Annotated in this window: 14 protein-coding genes; 4 read left to right on the top strand and 10 right to left on the bottom strand. The window is 40.7% G+C overall.

Annotated elements, in window-relative coordinates; all coding sequences use genetic code 11:
• Nucleotides 1-408: 408 nt before the first annotated feature.
• The 4 genes from GR929_RS16255 to GR929_RS16240 all read right to left on the bottom strand — a co-directional run bounded on the left by GR929_RS16255 (nucleotide 409) and on the right by GR929_RS16240 (nucleotide 4,011).
• The gene (locus GR929_RS16255) at nucleotides 409-1,722 is read right to left on the bottom strand and encodes a hypothetical protein (RefSeq protein ID WP_235934413.1); all 1,314 of its coding nucleotides are present in this window, start codon (nucleotides 1,720-1,722) and stop codon (nucleotides 409-411) included.
• Between the two features lie 356 nt (nucleotides 1,723-2,078).
• Nucleotides 2,079-2,615, bottom strand: coding sequence for a GNAT family N-acetyltransferase (locus GR929_RS16250; RefSeq protein ID WP_159521706.1), 537 nt, complete (start codon nucleotides 2,613-2,615; stop codon nucleotides 2,079-2,081).
• Nucleotides 2,616-3,036: 421 nt separating this feature from the next.
• Complete coding sequence (locus GR929_RS16245; protein ID WP_159521704.1) at nucleotides 3,037-3,453, bottom strand: hypothetical protein; 417 nt, start codon at nucleotides 3,451-3,453, stop codon at nucleotides 3,037-3,039.
• A gap of 84 nt (nucleotides 3,454-3,537) precedes the next feature.
• Nucleotides 3,538-4,011 (bottom strand): hypothetical protein, encoded by a 474-nt coding sequence (locus GR929_RS16240; RefSeq protein ID WP_201301038.1) that lies wholly within the window; start codon nucleotides 4,009-4,011, stop codon nucleotides 3,538-3,540.
• Between the two features lie 3,078 nt (nucleotides 4,012-7,089).
• Here GR929_RS16240 and GR929_RS16235 point away from each other — a divergent pair.
• Nucleotides 7,090-7,515 carry a C-GCAxxG-C-C family protein gene (locus GR929_RS16235; RefSeq protein ID WP_159521702.1) on the top strand — a complete coding sequence of 142 codons (426 nt, stop codon included), beginning with the start codon at nucleotides 7,090-7,092 and terminating at the stop codon, nucleotides 7,513-7,515.
• Between the two features lie 132 nt (nucleotides 7,516-7,647).
• Here GR929_RS16235 and GR929_RS16230 read toward each other — a convergent pair whose 3' ends face one another.
• From GR929_RS16230 to GR929_RS16205, 6 genes are all read right to left on the bottom strand, one after another.
• The gene (locus GR929_RS16230; RefSeq protein WP_159521700.1) at nucleotides 7,648-8,244 is read right to left on the bottom strand and encodes a hypothetical protein; all 597 of its coding nucleotides are present in this window, start codon (nucleotides 8,242-8,244) and stop codon (nucleotides 7,648-7,650) included.
• A 301-nt stretch (nucleotides 8,245-8,545) separates the two neighbouring features.
• Entirely contained in the window at nucleotides 8,546-11,992 is a 3,447-nt protein-coding gene (locus GR929_RS16225; protein ID WP_159521698.1) for an efflux RND transporter permease subunit, read from the bottom strand.
• Nucleotides 11,993-12,023: 31 nt separating this feature from the next.
• A complete protein-coding gene (locus GR929_RS16220; protein WP_159521696.1) occupies nucleotides 12,024-13,181 on the bottom strand; it encodes an efflux RND transporter periplasmic adaptor subunit in 1,158 nt (385 codons plus the stop codon).
• 11 nt (nucleotides 13,182-13,192) lie between these two features.
• Entirely contained in the window at nucleotides 13,193-14,575 is a 1,383-nt protein-coding gene (locus GR929_RS16215; protein WP_159521694.1) for a TolC family protein, read from the bottom strand.
• Nucleotides 14,565-15,188: a TetR/AcrR family transcriptional regulator gene (locus GR929_RS16210; protein ID WP_159521692.1), complete on the bottom strand. Its 624-nt coding sequence runs from the start codon at nucleotides 15,186-15,188 to the stop codon at nucleotides 14,565-14,567. Before GR929_RS16210 ends, GR929_RS16215 begins: the two co-directional genes overlap by 11 nt.
• A 224-nt stretch (nucleotides 15,189-15,412) precedes the next feature.
• Complete coding sequence (locus GR929_RS16205; RefSeq protein WP_159521690.1) at nucleotides 15,413-16,075, bottom strand: 2-C-methyl-D-erythritol 4-phosphate cytidylyltransferase; 663 nt, start codon at nucleotides 16,073-16,075, stop codon at nucleotides 15,413-15,415.
• 126 nt (nucleotides 16,076-16,201) lie between these two features.
• On the opposite strand from GR929_RS16205, the gene GR929_RS16200 reads away from it, so the two are divergent.
• The 3 genes from GR929_RS16200 (at nucleotide 16,202) to GR929_RS16190 (ending at nucleotide 19,396) form a co-directional block, all read left to right on the top strand.
• The gene (locus GR929_RS16200; RefSeq protein WP_159521688.1) at nucleotides 16,202-16,858 is read left to right on the top strand and encodes a DUF2461 domain-containing protein; all 657 of its coding nucleotides are present in this window, start codon (nucleotides 16,202-16,204) and stop codon (nucleotides 16,856-16,858) included.
• 543 nt (nucleotides 16,859-17,401) lie between these two features.
• Nucleotides 17,402-18,088, top strand: coding sequence for a DUF5020 family protein (locus GR929_RS16195; RefSeq protein ID WP_159521686.1), 687 nt, complete (start codon nucleotides 17,402-17,404; stop codon nucleotides 18,086-18,088).
• A gap of 18 nt (nucleotides 18,089-18,106) precedes the next feature.
• Entirely contained in the window at nucleotides 18,107-19,396 is a 1,290-nt protein-coding gene (locus GR929_RS16190) for an NCS2 family permease (protein ID WP_159521684.1), read from the top strand.
• Nucleotides 19,397-19,668: the final 272 nt, after the last annotated feature.

Raw genomic sequence — 19,668 nt, 5'->3', positions numbered from 1 at the left:
ATTGGATGGCAACAGTTATCGTATGGAAAACAGAAAAACAATATTTAAACAATAATTTTTTGTCTTCTAAATGGCACTTTTACGTTGCGAAAAAATGATACTTTTTTATTTGCTATTTACAAACGCTCAGTACCTAGGCTCTTTACCTAAGCACCTTTGGGTGGTTTGATGCCCCCTCCTGCAAGACGACACCGGAGGTTCATCCGGCTGCTGCCGGACTCCCCCATCTTATTTACAGCATGCAGAACGATGAATTAGCCGATGTTCTGCTTCTCGGCACACCATGTTGTCGTTGCGGATTTCGGAGAGCGTTCCTGTCCGCGAGGACATGAACTGCGATGCGAGAATCCGCAGTTGGCGTACCACCGAACCCCGCCCTGCAATATGTACTTTGTTAACTGCTGTTTTTTATTTCGGTATTAATATTTTATCCATACTTTCATTAAGTCTGCTCAAAGGAGCAAACATTGAAATAGCTCCTGATATTAAAAATAGTATCAGTGATTCTCTTTTGTCATTAAATTCGTTTAATTCTTTAATTCTTTTAATGGTTTTTAAAACCTCATGGATTAAATTGTTAAAATCAAAACTTTCAAATTCTGAGGATTTTATATCAAAAGAAGGTTTTTCAATCTTATCATTTAAATACCAAGTTCTTACTTTGTAGTTCATTGAAATAAATAGTTCAGCTACATCTCGTAACGATTCATGTCTAAAGAAGTCAAGCTTTTGCATGTCGAGCTTTAAGTCGTAGTGATGTAGGAAATCATTAATATTTGATTTATCATTCTCTATTTTTAACCAAATGTCTTTGAAAATGAATTCTGTCAAGGCGTAAATTATTGCAATGAAATATTCAGTTTTTTCAGAACCATAATTCTCTAAAAGTTTCCTTTTTTTCTTTCTTTTTTTCTTTTTTTCTAACTCCTCAATGTTTGGCAAAGTAACTTTTGAGTAATTAAATTTTTTAGCATTTGATATAATCAGAACAGGTGTTGTCCAAAAATTATGTTTTATCGCCAAAGTTAAATTGAAGCTAAAAGAAAGAAATACAACATTTCTAACATATTGAAATAGTTTATTAAAATCCTTTATTGAAATGGATTGGTTTTTCTCATTTAAGATAAAAAGGGTTTTATTCGTTATTACCAATTTTTGATGGCTGTCAGCATTTTTAATTAGGCTTAAATAATCTGTTGAAATTGGACAAAATTTGAAAAGAGGACAGTTCTTTATTGACCACTTTTTTCCGGATACTGCAACGTTATCTACTTTCCACTGATTTTCATTCTTGCTTTTTATAAACTCTTTTGCTTTAGTAGGTTGATGCCAATTTATATAAAGAGAATTCAAAAAGTCATCATTCAAATTTGCACAAATTGAGATAAATGCAAAATGGAAATAGGCATTTTCAAAAGCGTTTTTTATAAGGTCAACTTTGTCTTGAATACTATATCTTTTTCTTTTGTCGAAAATGTTTAGTTTGTCGCCAATGAGTTTAAATGTAAAGTTGCTTCTATAAATATTAGCGAGAAAGAAATTTGTTTTTATTGGTTCTGAACTTCGTAATTTTGAAGCATTCGAAATCCAAGTTGCTTCATTTAAATTGTAAAAGGATAATAACTTATCATTTTCATACGGGAAACCATCATTTGACCAAAAATCTTTCTTTGCTTTTTCAGCAATTTGTTTGATTTTATGTATGTCCAATTCTTGTTTCATCACTTTGACTCAGTCTTTAAAATTGCAGTTAACATCTGTGTATACAACAACTGTATTACATTTCACTTGTATAGCGTAGCACTAATCGAACTGAATACCTGAATTTATCATTGCAAAAACATGCTTAGTCGAATTCGTGTTCTTGCAAGATCGGTTTCGGTTCATGTATTGTGTATTTGGTTTTTAACAGCTCCAAGTTAACAATTCTGGGATGTAAATTATGCTACTGACTATAATTTAAATTCATTCAAAATAATGGTAAAGGGGATGGAAAACAGGCGTTTTGTTCGCTGTCAATCGTTTAATGCTCATTGTCTCCAGTTTAAAGTTGGCTGGCACCGGTGCGGGGGGGGGGTCTATTTAATCAAAGCATAAATATCAATGCTAACATATCTTCCATTTTTAAGCTCACAATCTATCATTGTCCCTTCATGTTTAAAATCCAGTTTTGCTAATCCACTCTTGCAATTTTTATTTTCTGATTCAACAAATCCTTCAATCCGATGGAGTCCTAATTTTTCGAATCCGTAGTTACATATTACAGGCATTACTTCTTTCATTATCCCATTACCCCAGTTTTCGGGTAACAGCCAAAAACCTATTTCAGCCTTTCGGTTTTCTTTCTCCAAATCATTCAGTCCTCCTGCTCCAATAAACGTTAAATCTTCTTTTTTGCAGATTGCCCACCATATTCCGGTACCGTTTTTTTCCAAGTCTCTAAACCAGGTTATCTGCTCCTTCGTTCCTTCTATCGTGTCAAAACTTATCCCATAGTATTGAATCACATCAGGATGTGACAAACCCTTAAACACATTTCTCAGGTCACTCCCGGTAAATTGTCTTAATATGAATCTGTTAGTTTCTATTATTGGAAAATCGATTGCAATATTCATCTTATAATAATTTTACTCCAGGTTTGATTTTCTGTCAGCAGATCTGCCCAACGTATGTGAAATAGAACTTTTATCCCTCTTATTTTTCTATAGGCGTTACAAAAGGTGCTATCTACCTTACGATTTACCTGGAAATAACACGTTATTTATAAATAGTTTATCAAGCCACCAATTTAGTCAATTAATTATAATAATTACGTTTCGGCCGCACATCCTGTTCTTAAAACTTGGGTGATGCCAGAAACGAATAAAAATAGAATAGTTGATATTCAACAAGATGGAGTTATGGGCTAAAGCCCGGACTCTCTAGTGCGATGACTAACCCCGGGATTAATCCCGGGGTTAGTGAATGCCGGATATGACGCGGGCTTTAGCCCATCATTTGGAATTTTAACCGGACACTAATGATTCAAAACAACGTCTATTTAACATGTAAAGGGGTACCTCGGAGGTGCATCAGGGTACTTCGGAAGTGGGGGTACCCACTTCGAACATGCTCGCTTGCACTGTGGAGGTGCAATGGAGCATGAAAAACATTCAAGCGAGTACCCCGGAGATGCAAGGCTGCCTGATTTTGATTCAACGGAGCATCTTTTTGGTTCAGTGTTGAAGCTTTTTGTTGAAAACTTCCGCGAAAAATAGTCGGGCTTGCCGTATTTTGCTTCAAGCTTGCAGCAAATTGATGAACATTTCCACAAGAAAGATACAAGCTTGGTTCTCCGAACCGCTCGATTGAATATAAAAGGTGGAGGTTTTCGCTTCCAAGCTTCATCGGATCATCGAAATGCTGCATCGTTCCATCATCTTGCTCACTGGTTAAACTTGGGAAGCTGATCATGAAAGGATAATCCTGATTATGAATACGGATAGTATTTTCTTTTCAAAAAAAACGGAAACTTTCAAGAAGTTTCCGTTGAATGGCTTATACCGTTGTCCCATTCTTTGAGGAACTTCTTTTTGCAAAACGTTCCTTCAGGTCTTCGTAAATCGTTTTTGCTCCGGGAATACTCAATTTGGCGGCCTGCTTCACCGAGTTGTAATAAGTCAGTGCAGCAGTGTAGCTTTCCGATCCGGCTTCGGTGGTCGTGTCATCCAGGTTCTGCATCAGTTGCTGAACAGGGCGTAAAACAGCCATTAATTTTTCCCAGGCATCCATATCGTTTTTAAAGCCTTCCACATCCAGATAAGGAGGTGCAAACTGCTCATCGCTGTTGCAATAATCCAGACATTTCTCGACAAAAGGAACGGTGCCATCACTCATTTTAGGTAGCGACTGCCGTTCTTCGCTATTTAAGGCAATCAGGTAAGGTTTTAACACGTTGATTGCCTGATTGATTTGATCAGCCGCTTGACCTGCGACATCGTCGGGCAACTGGTAGTTGATTTTATTTTCCATACGTTTTGATTAAAAATTAAAAAATGAAGTAACAGGCAACAAGTTAGGACATTGAGAACTAAATGACATAATGTTTTCGAAGTGTTTTATGAATGGGCTGTTTTGCGATGTAAACAAGGCGATTTCTCACACGAACGAACAAAATCAATGCTTTTTCACCTGTTCTTTCGATGAATATTTACTTGGTTTGGAGCCGTCTTTTTCCGAATAAATGTCATTTTTTGTGATTTAGGGGTAACAAGAAGGAATTCAAATCGTATTGAGCAATTCGCCAGCAGATCCAGAAACAAGTCCAGGATGACGAGATCATGACTTGGGGCGGTTAATTCCCCACTTCGCCGAAAGGCGAAAAGTGCGATGGCCTGTCAAAGTAGCCCGGGCCGGCGATGGAGGGAAGGATTTTTGGCGGGTATCCCGGGCAGTGCGCCGGAAAGAAAAAATCCTGACGCGCGTGGAAGGATAACTTTGACTTGATCTTTTTTGATTACTTTTTGGTATCAAGACAAAAAAGTAATTGGGGCTTGGGGAAAAGAAAACAAGACTTTAGATATTAGATCCAAGATACCAGAATCAAGATTAATAGACAATCAGATTCTCGGATAATCAGAGGGTTGGATGGTGAGATGGTGAGATAGCGGCATTACGCTAAAAGATCCTGAAACAAGTCCAGGATGACGAGATCATGACTTGGGGCGGTTAATTCCCCACTTCGCCGAAAGGCGAAAAGTGCGATGGCCAGTCAAAGTAGCCCGGGCCGGCGATGGAGGGAAGGATTTTTGGCGGGTATCCCGGGCAGTGCGCCGGAAAGAAAAAATCCTGACGCGCGTGGAAGGATAACTTTGACTTGATCTTTTTTGATTACTTTTTGGTATCAAGACAAAAAAGTAATTGGGGCTTGGGGAAAAGAGAACAAGACTTTAGATATTAGATCCAGGATACCAGAATCAAGATTAATAGACAATCAGATTCTCGGATAATCAGAGGGTTGGATGGTGAGATGGTGAGATAGCGGCATTACGCTAAAAGATCCTGAAACAAGTCCAGGATGACGAGCACTCAATTGGGACAGCAAAATCCCCCACTTCGCCGACAGGCGAAAAGCCCGGCCTACGAGGGTTTTGAACTGGAAAACAAGGAAAGGAAACAGCAATGGCACTCGCTAAGAAAACCCTGTTTGACGAGTGAAAGGAGGAGTTTGGTTTTCGGGCAGTGACTGACCCGTAGTTTTTGTTCAAAAGCATCGTCAGCCTTGACTTTTTTTCCTGGTTTTTGTGTCAAGACAAAAATCAGGTTCCGTCTGAAAAGACAACTTTGACTTGATCTTTTTTGATTACTTTTTGGTATCAAGACAAAAAAGTAATTGGGGCTTGGGGAAAAGAGAACAAGACTTTAGATATTAGATCCAGGATACCAGAATCAAGATTAATAGACAATCAGATTCTCGGATAATCAGAGGGTTGGATGGTGAGATGGTGAGATAGCGGCATTACGCTAAAAGATCCTGAAGCAAGTTCAGGATGACGAGCACTCAATTGGGACAGCAAAATCCCCCACTTCGCCGACAGGCGAAAAGTGCGATGGCCAGTCAAAGTAGCCCGGGCCGGCGATGGAGGGAAGGATTTTTGGCGGGTATCCCGGGCAGTGCGCCGGAAAGAAAAAATCCTGACGCGCGTGGAAGGATAACTTTGACTTGATCTTTTTTGATTACTTTTTGGTATCAAGACAAAAAAGTATTTGGGGCGTGGGGCAACGCCCCAGCGCATGCAATGACACCAAGACAATAGATATCAGACATTAGATCCAAGAATAAAGAACCAAGAGCCAGGAGGGTGAAGATAGCAGCAATCTGTTTCGGTCAATATTGGAGCAACTCGCCAACCGATCCAGAAACGAGTTCCCGATGACGAACATTCAATTGGGATATTTAAGTCCCCCGCTTCGCCGGCAGGCGAAAAGCCCGGCCTACGAGGGTTTTGAACTGGAAAACAAGGAAAGGAAACAGCAATGGCACTCGCTAAGAAAACCCTGTTTGACGACTGAAAGGAGGAGTTTGGTTTTCGGGCAGTGACTGACCCGTAGTTTTTGTTCAAAAGCATCGTCAGCCTTGACTTTTTTTCCTGGTTTTTGTGTCAAGACAAAAATCAGGTTCCGTCTGAAAGGACAACTTTGACTTGATCTTTTTTGATTACTTTTTGGTATCAAGACAAAAAAGTAATTGGGGCTTGGGGAAAAGAGAACAAGACTTTAGATATTAGATCCAAGATACCAGAATCAAGATTAATAGACAATCAGATTCTCGGATAATCAGAGGGTTGGATGGTGAGATGGTGAGATAGCGGCATTACGCTAAAAGATCCTGAAACAAGTCCAGGATGACGAGCACTCAATTGGGACAGCAAAATCCCCCACTTCGCCGGCAGGCGAAAAGCCCGGCCTACGAGGGTTTTGAACTGGAAAACAAGGAAAGGAAACAGCGAAGGGACTCGCTAAGAAAACCTTGTTTGACGACTGAAAGGAGGAGTTTGGTTTTCGGGCAGTGACTGATCCGTAGTTTTCATTCAAAAGCATCGTCAGCCTTGATTCTTTTGGTTCCTTTTCTCATCCAAGGAGAAAAGGAACTGGGGCTTGGGGCAACCCCCCAACCAATTGGCATAAATTCCGATAGCTATAAAGCCCCATGCAATTGGATTCCAGCAGGCCACAAAGTCCCCTCCAGAGGATTTAGGGATAAAAAAGCACAACATCCGATTAACACATTTCAAAAACATTTTCCATTAGGGCGCATAAAACGTTCACACCATTCAACACCCACCGATTGCGCCATTTCAACTACTAACGCATTTTACCCCAGGCGTTGCCTGTGGCTATTGTTGCATAACCCTTTCAGAGAAGGAAATTCAATAGGCATGGAGCAATCCACTGAAAGATCCTGAAACAAGTTCAGGATGACCAGAAGTCTGGTGATCAGACCCACCGAAAAAGCTAACAGTCACCATTTCCTTACATATCAAAACATATGGTCGAATTGCCACAACTGTTTTATTCATTCTTCTTATCTTTATATGAAAATTTACGATCATGGAAAAATCAAAAAAAGCGTTAGAAAAATTCCCTTCATACAATTGTGCACAAACAGTTTTCTCCACATTTGCTGACGACCTGAATCTGGCTGAAGAAACAGCCTTAAAACTTGCCAGTGGTTTTGGTGGCGGCATGGCCCGTGCCGAAACCTGTGGAGCAGTAACGGCCTCGTACTTGGTTATTGGACTAAAACATGGTCATGCCAGCACCGACTTGTTAGAAAAAAATAACACGAAAGAACTCATCCTGAAATTCAACGAAAAATTTGTTGCAAAACACGGCTCTCTAATTTGCAAAGAACTGGTTGGCTGCGATATTTCCACACCGGACGGACAAGTAAAAGCCAAAGAAAAAAATGCGTTTAATGAGTTCTGCCCTCATTTTGTAGCAACAGCCTGCAACATTTTGGAAAATGACTTTTAACCGGGAGCAAAGGAGAGACGATTCTCCTGGCCAAAGCCTCAAGAAATTAGTTGACTAAAAACAAGAAGGCGGAAAGTGATTAATCACTTTCCGCCTTCTTGTTCTTTTATGAATGAGGCTTCGCTATTTTACTCAGACTTCATGGTTTAAAATAACATACCAGTCCCAATCATCCGGATCACCAGCTCCTACACTCGGTTGATACAGGAATAAACCTACTTTTTTGCCCGAACTGATGTACTCGTCAACAATGCTCAAATCATCAACCGCATCCCAAATGGCAGCATAGTCGATGTTTTCCTCACTTGTGGCACTATGAATTAACTGGAAATTGGTCTCAGCCGGTTGATCAACCGGTGTATCGATCGTTAAAAACGAAGACGGAGCAACCCAATGGTAAGGGTATTTAACTTCGCCTTTTCCATTCCAGACAACTGTTCCGAAGAAAAATACATCATCTGTTGGTGCGTAGTACAACGAAACATTTCCAAAATCGCTCGGTTCGTCGTAATCTACACCAATTGGTATTGTGTCTGAGGTTGATATCGGATCAGAGAAAAGAAACTCTTGTCCAGCCTCCAACTCATAGCTTGAGTAATCAACCTGAAGCATCAATATGCTATTGTTCCAATCGTCAATATAATTGTCATCATCATCATTACATCCAACCAAAAACAGGAAGGCAAAAAGTGTTGCAACAATCTTCAAGTTCATATATTTTCTCATCATTTTTCTGTTTTTAAAGTTTAAACTATTTATTCATTATTGTCCCATAAATAGCCACCATAGTCATTCCAAAATCATTCAACCTGAAAAACTCTCCCGCTGAAAAAATGCTATAAGCAAGACATCATCCAAACTACATTATTATCTCACGCCAAAAAACATAAACCAAGGCCGGCTCCCGTAACCGGATGACACTCTTCTACACCCTGGGTAAGAACTTCAACAAATAAATTCAATCGGAAACCACAAAAAAGGGGATTGCAGCTGCAATCCCCTTTTCGTTTATACTATTTTGAAGGTCGTTCTATTCTTCTTCAACCACTTTCGGTGTTTGATTATCTTCTGGCAACAGTCCCATCATCTTTTTAATGCGGAAATTAATCCGGATGGTCAACATGTACATCACCGGAGCAATGAGCAAGGTTAAGAATGTAGCAAATGTTAATCCGAAGATAACAGTCCACGACATGGGTCCCCAGAAAGCCACACTTTCGCCACCCAGCGAGAAGTCAGGTTGAAAATGAGTGTAAAGGGTAATGAAGTCGAAGTTTAATCCAACAGCTAGTGGCACCAGTCCGAGCACCGTTGTTATAGCCGTTAAAAGTACCGGCCGCAACCTGGTTTTACCGGCCAGCACCAAACATTCAACCTCAACACTTGCCGGAAGGAAAGCCCCTTCGCTAAAGCCCAATTCCTCACGTTTCTGTTTACGCATCAGGTCGATATAATCGATCAGCACAATTCCGTTGTTCACCACAATTCCGGCCAACGAGATGATTCCGATACCGGTCATGATCACTACAAATTCCATTTTAAAAGTTGCCAGACCGAGGAATACACCGATGGTACTAAACAACACGGTTATCATGATGATCATTGGTCGGATGAACGAGTTAAACTGGGTAATCATGATCAATCCAATTAACGCAATGGCAACCAACAAGGCAAAAATCAGGAACTCGCTGCTTTCGTCCTGCGACTGCTGCTCACCGGTAAAGGCATAATCGTAACCCCGTGGCATATCGTACTCCTGCAATACCTGTCTGATTCGGTTGTTAATCTCGTTGGCGTTGTATCCTTCCACCACGTTGGAGCTGATGGTAATCGTACGCTTAAAGTCGATCCGGTTTACCTTATCGTAAGTGGAAGAGTACTCGAAGTCTGCTACTGCTGAGATCGGAATCTTATTGCCCTCAACCATCAGCTTTTGGTTCATCAAGGATGAAACATCGTTGCGGAATTCATCTTTCAGGCGAATAAAAATGTCATATTCATCTTCACCATCTTTATAGTCGCCCACGTCATACCCATATAACGAATTGCGCAGTGCCATGGCAATCTGCTGGGTCGACAATTCATACCGACGTGCTTTATCGCGATCAACTTTGATCAGCATTTCGGGCTGATTCACATTGATATCCAGTTTCAATTCGTCAATTCCCGGAATGTTGTCTTCGTTGATCTTCGTTACAAAATCGTTGGTAATTTTAATCAGCTGGTCGAAGTCATCACCCGACACTTCAATATTGATAGGAGCTCCAACCGGAGGCCCCTGGTCTTCTTTTTCGACAAATATTTTAGCCCCCACGAATCCTTCCAGGTTTGCTGAGACCTCCTTCATAACATCCGATGTATTGATGTCGTCGCGCAATTTAAATTCGACAAAAGAAATGGTTGTCAGCGATTTATTTGGACTGGAACTATCTGAACTCTCGAACATGCCTCCTTTTCCGGTACCCACCGAAGTTGTTACCGATTTTACAATTTTCTGATAAGGCTCAATGGTTCTGTTAATGATACTTTCAACCCGTCGTGAAACTTCATCGGTTTTCTCAATGGCGGTTCCGAGTGGCAGCTCCATGGTTACATAAATCGTTTGTGGATCGGTATCGGGGAAAAATACGACACTCGGCTGACGGACAATGTAAAAAGAGACAGAAGCGATCAGCAATACAAATGTTCCGGCAAAATACACGATTGGTTTCCACCCGGTTAACGCTGAACGCAATTGCCCTTCGTAGAAATTCTCTAACCACACCAAAAAGCGCAACTGAAACCATCGGGCCAGGGGGCGAAATGCAACCACATTCAATACCATAATGAGCACAACTGTCATCAGGATGTTTCCGATCAAATATATTTTTGGCAAATAGAATAAGACAGAAATCAAGGCAAGTATTCCCGCTATTTTAAGCGTCTTCTTCCATTCAACCTTTTCCCGAATATCATCAATCTTTATAAAACGAGCAATAAACGGGGGATTGAGCACGAGTGCTACAAATAAAGATGATGCCAATACCACAATCAGCGTTTGGGGTAAAATTCCCATAAACTCACCAACAACACCCTCCCAAAACATTAGTGGAACAAATGCTGCCAACGTGGTCAGTGTGGAAGAAATAATCGGGAATGCAATTTCACTAACTCCCTTCTTTGTTGCTCTGGAGGCTGAATAGCCCATGCCGTGCAGACGATAGACGTTTTCAACAACAACAATAGCATTATCGACCAGCATCCCTAAGGCCAAAATCAATCCATACAGTACCATCGAGTTAAGTGTAGTACCCGACTGATCGAGGATAACAAAGGACAGGAACATCGACATCGGAATGGCTAAGCCCGAAAATAGAGCATTCCGGAATCCGAGGAAGAGGTACAAAACGAAAATTACCAAAATCATTCCAAGGATAATGCTGTTTTCCAGAGTCGCAATATCATTCTTCACATAGGTCGACATATCGTTGGTAACGATGATATCCAGGTTTTTGGGCAAATAGCCATCGTCTACCTGATCTTTCAGCACCTGACGAACCTCGTCGGTTGCTTCCAATATGTTTGCCCCACTCTTTTTTACCAACGACAGCGACACTACCGGCTTATTGTCCAACCTCGAGATGGTCGATTGTTCTTTGTAGCCATCGACAACATTAGCAACATCGCGCACATAAACCGGCTTGCCATTGTTCAGCTTGATAATGGTGTTTCGCAGCTGATCCATATTGGTATAATCAGCCTCGGTACGCACCACCCGGCGGGTGTTATCCGCAGTAAACTGCCCGGCACCAATCGTAACATTTTCGGTTTGAAGGGCAAGGGCAATATCGTTGTAACCGACACCACGCGCTTCCATTTTATACGGATCTACATTGATCTGAATCTCCCGATCGTCGATCCCCTGAATATTTGCTTCAGAAATCTCCGGAAGACTTTCAAATTCATCTTGAAGAATTTCGGCAAAGTCTTTCAACTCACGCATACTGTAGTCGCCCGAAAGGTTGACGTTCAGAATGGGGAACTCGGAAAAATTCAAATCCATAACCAAAGGGTCATTCTCCAGGTCATCCGGCAAATCAGACTGCGCTTTGTCCACATTGTCTTTGGTATCCTGTAAGGCCTGTTTTATTTCAACATTGGTACTAAACTCAACCACAATGGTACTTACATCCTGATACGAAGCCGACGATACCTTTTTCACTCCATCCATTCCCTTCAGTTCCTGTTCAATGGGTCGGGTAATCAGATTTTCGATATCAACCGGCGAGTTTCCCGGGTAAATGGTTTGTACAAAAATGTAGGGAATAACAATTTCGGGCATCGCCTCCCGAGGCATCTGCTGATAGGAGAAAAGCCCGAAAAATACCAGCATGAGCGTCAGAATATAAACCGTAGTTTTATTCTTCAGTGCCAGATAGGTTGGCTTAAACTTCCGTGTTATACTTTGCGACTTGTCGCTTGTTTTTTCTTTATCCATTTTCTGCTTGTTTAAAGCTTTTCAAACTGAATCATTTATTATCACGGATTGGTGAACCGTCAAAAACCTGGCTAAAACCTTCAGAAATGATCTCAGTACCCACACTTAATCCTTGTTTCACCTCAGTCGTATTATTATTGGAAACACCAGGCGTAACATATACCTTTTTGGCAACCAGTCCACCTTGGCCTTTTTCGGCAACATAGGTGTATTTGCCTTTAAAATCTTCTTTAATCAAAAGCGAAGGAATGACAATGGCCTCTTTGGCAGCATAATCACGAATTTTAACGACGGCCTCCATGTTGGGTTTAATCATTTTATCCTGATTTTTCAGATCCAGGCGAATGCGGAACGTTCGATTATCCGGATCAATATAATTTCCGATTAACTGAATTTTTGTTTTACGCTCTTCGCCAATAGCCGGAAAGTAAACCGACACCTCATCATTTTCATTAATCTTTGTCAGGTATGACTCAGACACATCAGCATAAATTTTGATTTTATCGATATTCACAATTTTACCGAATGGAATCTGTGGGCTGGCAATTTGACCTTGCTTTTGGTAAATTACATCGAGAATTCCGTTAACCGGTGCTTTAATAATCGACATGTCTTTCTGTGCCTGCAAATTTTCCAATTGTTTTTCGAGAGATTCCATACTTGATTTCGCTTGCAGGTATTGCAATTCCGAACCAATATTTTGGTTCCACAGGTTCTTTTGGCGTTCGAAGGTTGTTCGTGCCAACTCCAGGTTAATCTTAGTTTGTTCTATTGAACGGTTAATTGGCTCGGAATTGAGTACCGCTAAAACGGTTCCTTTAGCTACCCGTTGACCTTCTTTCACCTTAATATCGAGTATTTGACCTGATCCCTCCGGGCTAACATTCACTTCCTGATCGGCCTCAACGCTACCCGTCACTTCAATAAAGTGTTCAAAGTCGGTCGTTTGCAATTCGGTCAATACAACTTCCACTCTTTCTACATCTGCAGTTTTATTAAGCTCTGCTTCAAGCTCTTTAATTTTCAAATTCAGGTCGTGAACCTGTTGCTTATATTCTGCCAGTTGAGTCTGCTTTGCCTGCCTGTCTTCGTTGCCTGCATTTCCCGCAGAGCAAGAAACCAGGACCATTGCGAATAACAAAATGGCAAAATGGCTCATCAATTGTTTGTGTGTAAATGTTCTGTTCATTGTTTTATTATTTAAAGTTTTCCGATTGCTTTTTCCAGTGTAATTTTTGAGTTCAATAGCTGAATGACTGATGCCACCCAAGCTCCCTGAGACTGAATGTACTGCGTTTCGGTTTGCGAAAGCTCTACACTACTGCTGATCCCATTGTTGTATTTTATGGTTGTCTTATCGTAAATCTTCTTCGCCAGCTTTTTATTGTCAATGTCATTACGATACTGGTCGATGGCACTTTCAATGTCTGCCACAGCCGACAGGTAGTCCTTTTTCAAGGTTTGCTCAGCCAGGGCTTGCTCATTTTCCGACTGTTGATACGAAAACTTAGCTTGCTGTACTTTAGCCATTTGCTGACCTGATGTAAAAATCGGAATCGAAAGATTAAATCCAAACATGGAAGATTTATACCAGGGAACACTGCTTTTATATAAGTTCGCATTATCACCGAACGACATTTTGCTCCAATTGTAAAATGCCGTAAGGCGAGGCAGGTAGGCTGCCTGAGCAAGCCTTAACTCCTTCATGCTTAGCTGACGTTGGGTATCCAACATTCGATAATCGATATGCGAAGAATAGTCGAATCCTCCCAAATTTTCTTCCCCATCAAGCAAGGGATTCAAAAACTCAGTCAGTGGTTGAGTCAGTACAATGCTTTCTTCAACATCTACCCCCATCGTATACTTTAACACCATACGAGATACCCGAATTTCGCGTTCAGCTTTCAAAATCTCATTTTCGGCTTTCTGAACCAGCAGCCGCATCTGATCAACATCTTGCTCCTCGGTAAAACCATTTTCGTAAAGTGCCTTGGTGTCCGACTCCAGCTTCTCCGAGTTTTTCAGATTTTCCTTCATTACTTTGAGGTTTTCCTCAGCCGCCAGCACCAAAAAATAAGACTGAGCCACCGCCTGCTTAATTTCTATCTCTGTTTTCTCCTTTGTTTGCGCAGCCATCTGCAGATAAATCTTCGCAGAATTAACGCCTACAATATAAGAACCATCAAAAATGAGTTGATCGATTTTAAAGCCATAGTCTGCGTTGAATTTCTGAGCAAATGAAATAGGAAACGTTCCGTCAAGGGGAGTATCCTCCGGAATTCCAAGCTCTGACCAAAAATCCCGGGGTATGATTGCAACTGGCATTGGGCTTTTGGCTGCATCGATGTTTTTTGTATAATTTGATGTTCCCGAAACCTGAGGGAGCCCCATCGCAATGGTTTCCCATACCTTTTTCTTCGCCGCATCAACATCAAGCTTACTGTTCCGGATAACGTAAGAATTGCTTAGCGCATACTCCTGAGCTTCGGCTAAGGTAAATTCCAATTCATCCTGGGCTTTTACTCCTGAGCTGGCAATCAGGAATAAAAGCAAGATGAATAATTGTTTTGTTTTAGTTTTCATTCTGAACTTTGTTTAATTGTTTCTTATAGTATTTTAAGCCTTCTTCGGTACAAATGCCATGAAAATGATAATCCGTAACCTGATCGAAAAGACTGATGTTTTGCACTTCATCTTGCGTAAACAAACCGTGATCAGGGTTAAAAACAAGCAGGAACCTACCCACGCTCAGTCTCGATACGAAATCTGAATCCACCTCTGTTCTAAAAAACCCTTCTTGCTTCCCTTGTTCTATTACCGAAAAGCTATCCTCATAAAACCGCTCTTTCTTGTATTCTGAAATCTTCTTATACAGTTTTGGATAGCTCTTTTTCAAATCGTACTCCAAATTATTGTGTACAAGCTTCAACAGGTTATTTAAATGTTCTCGCATCCAAAACACCCGATCAATGGCATTTAGCGTATCATTTTCATGACAATGGCATTGCTCATCTTTTGATAAAAAAGATTCAACCACTTGTGAAACCAACTCCGCTTTGTCTTTAAAGTATTGATAAAGTGTTTTCTTCGAAACACCCAATTCTGCTGCAACATCGTCCATGGTCACACTTCTGATGCCATGCCGCATGTACATTTTTCCAACCTCCTCTAGAATATACTGCTTCTTGTCTTCCATAATTCCGGCAAATATAAAGCACCTTTTTAAGATGGAAACTATTTTAACGACAAAAGTTTTTTCAGTTTACAATACTTAACGCTAAAAAAAGAAATTCTTTACAATCCGGCACGAAACTATACTATCACACAAAGTTTCCTGAACAGTTATCGGTAAACAGAGATATAAGTCGAGGAATGGTGATAATACGGCTGACAAAGATTAAGGAAGCGATCTGGTTGTCGTCACATCAGCAAGGCTTTTGCAACTACAAGATCTGTTGGACGGGTTATTTTGAGGTTTTCCGCATTGCCATCAACCAGGTGAATTGGAACACCATTGGCCTCGCAAACAGAGGCATCATCAGTAAAAAAAGGAAGCTCGTCTTGCTGATACGCTTGTTTAATGATACTGATCTTAAACGTCTGCGGTGTTTGCACCAATCGGTATCGGCTTCGGTCGACATGTTTGCTTTGGTCACCATCAACTTGCCTTAACGATTCAACAACTGGTGCAACCGGTAGCGCATTCCCTTTTTCAAACGCCATGCGATAACAGTTGTCTAAAGTTTCAGCCGAAACCAACGGACGAACACCATCGTGAATAAAAACAATTCCTTCGTCGGGAATATGGTTTAGCCCGCTCTTTACAGATTGGAATCGTGTTTCCCCACCTTTTGCCAAAACAATATCTTTGTTGAGATTAAATTCAAGAGCTATTTCCCTCCAATAGTCAAACTGACTCTCTGGTAACACCAGCGCAATATTAATATCCTTGTCAAATGCAGTGAATCGTTCGATGGTCCAAATCAAGATTGGCTTTCCGGCAATTCGAATGAACTGCTTGGGAACCTCCGCGCCCATTCTTTGGCCAACACCTCCGGCAACTATTAATGCAAACTTTTTCATGAATTAGAATGTTAAGCAAAAGTAATATTCCATTTTAAAATTCGAGTGGCCTAAATAGCCAAACAATCCTATTTTTTTTCAATGAAGATATTTAAATCAAATAAGTAATCTCATACTCCAAAACGCATGAAAGCAATTCTAGATTTTTTAACCGACCTCCGGAAAAATAATAACCGTGAATGGTTTAACGACAACCGGAAACGCTACGAAGAAAGCAAAGAACAAATGTTGTTTTTTACTGAGCTGATGATTCAGGAAATCCATAAATTTGATCCGGAAATTCCATTTCTAAATCCCAAAGATTGCCTATTCAGAATATTCAGAGATGTTCGTTTTTCGAAAGATAAAAGTCCTTATAAAACTCAAATGGGAAGTTTTATTGCCAAACACGGACGTAAAAGCGACCGCGCCGGTTATTACATCCACATCGATCCGGGAAACTCGTTTTTAGGTGGTGGAATCTGGCGTCCGCAGGCGGATACTTTAAAGGTCATTCGAACTGAGATTTTTGAAAATGCAAACGACTTTAAAGAAATATTAGCTGATAAAGATTTCGCCAAATATTTTTCGCTAATGAATGACGACAAGCTAAAAATGGCCCCAAAAGGATTTCCGAAAGACTTTGAAGATATCGAACTGCTCAAACACAAATCATATGTTTTTGGCTACCAAATTGACGACAAAACTATTTCCGAAGAGCAATTTGTGAGTTTGTCGGTTGATGTATTCAGGGAGTTGCACAAAGCAAATCGGTTCATAAATCATGCTTTGGACAAGAAATAAATGAACAATATATTTTCGTTCGTGTGAGATATAGCCCACTTCACACACCCAAAAGTGCAGTTCATCCATTTTTAAAAAAAGAAGGGTTACTTTTTGCTGCATCGGTGAATTAACTTATAGAATAGTTTCTTCCCAATCAACTCATTTTATAAAAAGGAAAAACCGGGTATCATAGATATCCGGTTTTTTTGTTCCATCCATTCTCCTCCCCGAGATACTTTTGAATCCGTGAACGCAGTCTCATCAAGCATGCTTCGAAAAAATATTCACCACCCTCTGGTTAAAGTCAGCCTGGAAGCTACAAGCCATAAAATCAACATCATACCTACACGTTAGATGATCGCATCAACTTACCTGACACAATTCCGGATTGACTGTAAAAGCACAATAACTTCCACCACCTCCGTAGCCAGCTAATTCATCGAACTGAATTACCCAATTGAAAAAAACATTGTCAATGATATAAGATACTAGCCAGATAGCTGTTTTTTATTATTTTAGCGCATTCATTTCTATTACGAAAACTTAAAAAACAAAACCAAAATGAAGAAATTTTTACTTGCTCTGTTTGTGAGTGTTCTTGCATCGGGTGCTTTTGCCCAAAATGTACAAGTTCATTATGATTTCGGCAAAGACCGTAAACTAATTACTTCGACAGTTGAAATGTTCCGTCCTGATAAATACGGTTCAACTTTCTTTTTTATTGACTTTGATTATGGCTCCGATGTTCGGGACGTTGATACCGGTGCATCGCTCGCTTACTGGGAAATTGCCCGGGCTTTTAAGTGGACGGAAAATCAAAAATTTATGCCACGCGTAGAGTTTAACGCCGGAGTATTTAAGCTCGACGGAGCCGGAAACCCATTCATTCCTATTGAGAATTGTTGGTTAGCGGGAGTTGAACGTACCTGGGCATCGGCCGACTTCTCTAAAATACTGACCTTGCAGGCAAACTACAAAAACATTAAAGACAAAGAAGATGCTTCATTTCAGCTAACTGCTGTTTGGACCGTTCAAATGCTAAAAGGTAAAATGACCTTCACCGGATTCGCCGATTTCTGGAAAGAAGAAATGTTCTGGGGTACTGATTACCGCTTTTTAACAGAACCACAATTGTGGTATAACTTCTGCCCTAACTTTGCTGTTGGAACTGAAGTTGAGATCAGTAATAACTTTGTCACGAATGGCACAGTCGTAAATCCAACTATCGCCGCCAAGTGGACTTTTTAATCCCAAATCTCCGATAATATGAAACGTTTTTTCAAACTCGAAGAAAATAATACATCCGTAAAAACAGAAGTATTGGCCGGTATTACCACCTTCATGACAATGGCCTATATTTTGGCGGTAAATCCAAGCATTTTAAGTGCTACCGGAATGGATAAAAACGCACTATTTACAGCCACTGCTCTTGCTGCATTGGTTGCGACCTTAGTGATGGCATTTGTCGCCCGTTTGCCTTTTGCATTGGCTCCCGGTATGGGACTAAATGCCTTTTTTGCTTTCACCGTTGTGCTGGGCATGGGGTATAGCTGGCAATTTGCTTTAACCGCCGTATTTCTCGAAGGTATCATATTCTTGCTACTTACAGCCTTTAATATCCGTGAATTAATTGTTAATGCAATTCCGCTTTCATTAAAGCATGCTGTTTCTGCGGGTATTGGACTGTTCATTGCTTTTATTGGGCTACAAGGTGCCGGAGTAATTATAAATAATGATGCTGTGTTGGTTGGTCTTGGAGACATGGGATCGCCTAGTGTACTGATTGCATTATTTGGTGTACTACTTACCGGCGTGCTTCTGGCCTTAAAAGTAAAAGGAGCCCTTTTGATTGGTATTTTTTCGGCCACTGTTGCCGGAATTCCATTCGGAGTAACCCAATTGCCTGACGGACATCTAATTTCCTTACCCCCTTCAGTTGAACCTATTTTCTGGAAATTTGACTTTTCACAAGTCTTTACAATCGACATGTTGATTGTACTTTTTACATTTCTTTTCGTTGATATGTTCGACACGGTTGGCACTCTTGTTGGTGTGTCATCAAAAGCCAACATGCTTACCCCTGATGGGAAAGTACCTCGTGCAAAGCAGGCACTATTTGCTGATGCCATAGGAACAACGTTTGGCGCTATGCTTGGAACCAGTACTGTTACAACGTATGTTGAAAGTGCTTCTGGTGTCGCTGAAGGAGGTCGCACCGGATTAACTTCCTTGACTACTGCTGCCTTATTCTTCATTGCATTGTTTTTCGCTCCGCTGTTTATCATGATTCCGGGAGCAGCAACGGCACCTGCGCTAATCCTGGTCGGTTTGTTTATGCTTTCGCCAATCATGAAAATAGATCTGGAAGATTTTACGGAGTCTATCCCAGCATTCCTCACCATCATTATGATGCCATTAACCTATAGCATTGCCGAAGGAATTGTGTTTGGTATGTTGGCTTATATCCTTCTGAAACTGCTAACAGGCAAACACAAGGAGATTTCGCCAATCATGTACATTCTGGCAATACTCTTTGTATTTAAGTTTATCATTTAAGAGGCAATATAAACTCAAGCTTAAGAAAGCTCCAAAGGATTAATCCTTTTGGAGCTTTTTTTACATTGCTTCGCTCCGAAATAAGCTTAAACAAGGAGTAGTACGATGACAAAGATGATAGCAAGTACTTGTGCTCACCGACAAGAAATAATCGGCATCCTGTGCACTTATCGTAGCGGACAACACTGAAAAAAGAGGCACTTCCAATTGCTGATGCGACTACGCAAATGGCAATCATTTTTTAATAGCCTCGGAAAGAAGACAGCAAACAC

It is taken from the genome of Sunxiuqinia indica, assembly GCF_009847015.1.
GTDB classification, from domain to species: Bacteria; Bacteroidota; Bacteroidia; order Bacteroidales; family Prolixibacteraceae; genus Sunxiuqinia; species Sunxiuqinia indica.
The sequence above is the reverse complement of the archived record's forward strand: the minus strand, read 5'-3'. Positions and strand labels throughout refer to the sequence as shown.

Excerpts from the sequence above, each read along its gene's own strand:
- GR929_RS16250 (WP_159521706.1), bottom strand. The coding sequence starts at position 2,615 with ATGAATATTGCAATCGATTTTCCAATAATAGAAACTAACAGATTCATA.
- GR929_RS16205 (WP_159521690.1), bottom strand. The coding sequence starts at position 16,075 with ATGAAAAAGTTTGCATTAATAGTTGCCGGAGGTGTTGGCCAAAGAATG.
- GR929_RS16220 (WP_159521696.1), bottom strand. The coding sequence starts at position 13,181 with ATGAACAGAACATTTACACACAAACAATTGATGAGCCATTTTGCCATT.
- GR929_RS16210 (WP_159521692.1), bottom strand. The coding sequence starts at position 15,188 with ATGGAAGACAAGAAGCAGTATATTCTAGAGGAGGTTGGAAAAATGTAC.
- GR929_RS16190 (WP_159521684.1), top strand. The coding sequence starts at position 18,107 with ATGAAACGTTTTTTCAAACTCGAAGAAAATAATACATCCGTAAAAACA.
- GR929_RS16245 (WP_159521704.1), bottom strand. The coding sequence starts at position 3,453 with ATGATCAGCTTCCCAAGTTTAACCAGTGAGCAAGATGATGGAACGATG.
- GR929_RS16225 (WP_159521698.1), bottom strand. The coding sequence starts at position 11,992 with ATGGATAAAGAAAAAACAAGCGACAAGTCGCAAAGTATAACACGGAAG.
- GR929_RS16255 (WP_235934413.1), bottom strand. The coding sequence starts at position 1,722 with ATGAAACAAGAATTGGACATACATAAAATCAAACAAATTGCTGAAAAA.
- GR929_RS16230 (WP_159521700.1), bottom strand. The coding sequence starts at position 8,244 with ATGATGAGAAAATATATGAACTTGAAGATTGTTGCAACACTTTTTGCC.
- GR929_RS16195 (WP_159521686.1), top strand. The coding sequence starts at position 17,402 with ATGAAGAAATTTTTACTTGCTCTGTTTGTGAGTGTTCTTGCATCGGGT.
- GR929_RS16240 (WP_201301038.1), bottom strand. The coding sequence starts at position 4,011 with ATGGAAAATAAAATCAACTACCAGTTGCCCGACGATGTCGCAGGTCAA.
- GR929_RS16215 (WP_159521694.1), bottom strand. The coding sequence starts at position 14,575 with ATGAAAACTAAAACAAAACAATTATTCATCTTGCTTTTATTCCTGATT.
- GR929_RS16235 (WP_159521702.1), top strand. The coding sequence starts at position 7,090 with ATGGAAAAATCAAAAAAAGCGTTAGAAAAATTCCCTTCATACAATTGT.
- GR929_RS16200 (WP_159521688.1), top strand. The coding sequence starts at position 16,202 with ATGAAAGCAATTCTAGATTTTTTAACCGACCTCCGGAAAAATAATAAC.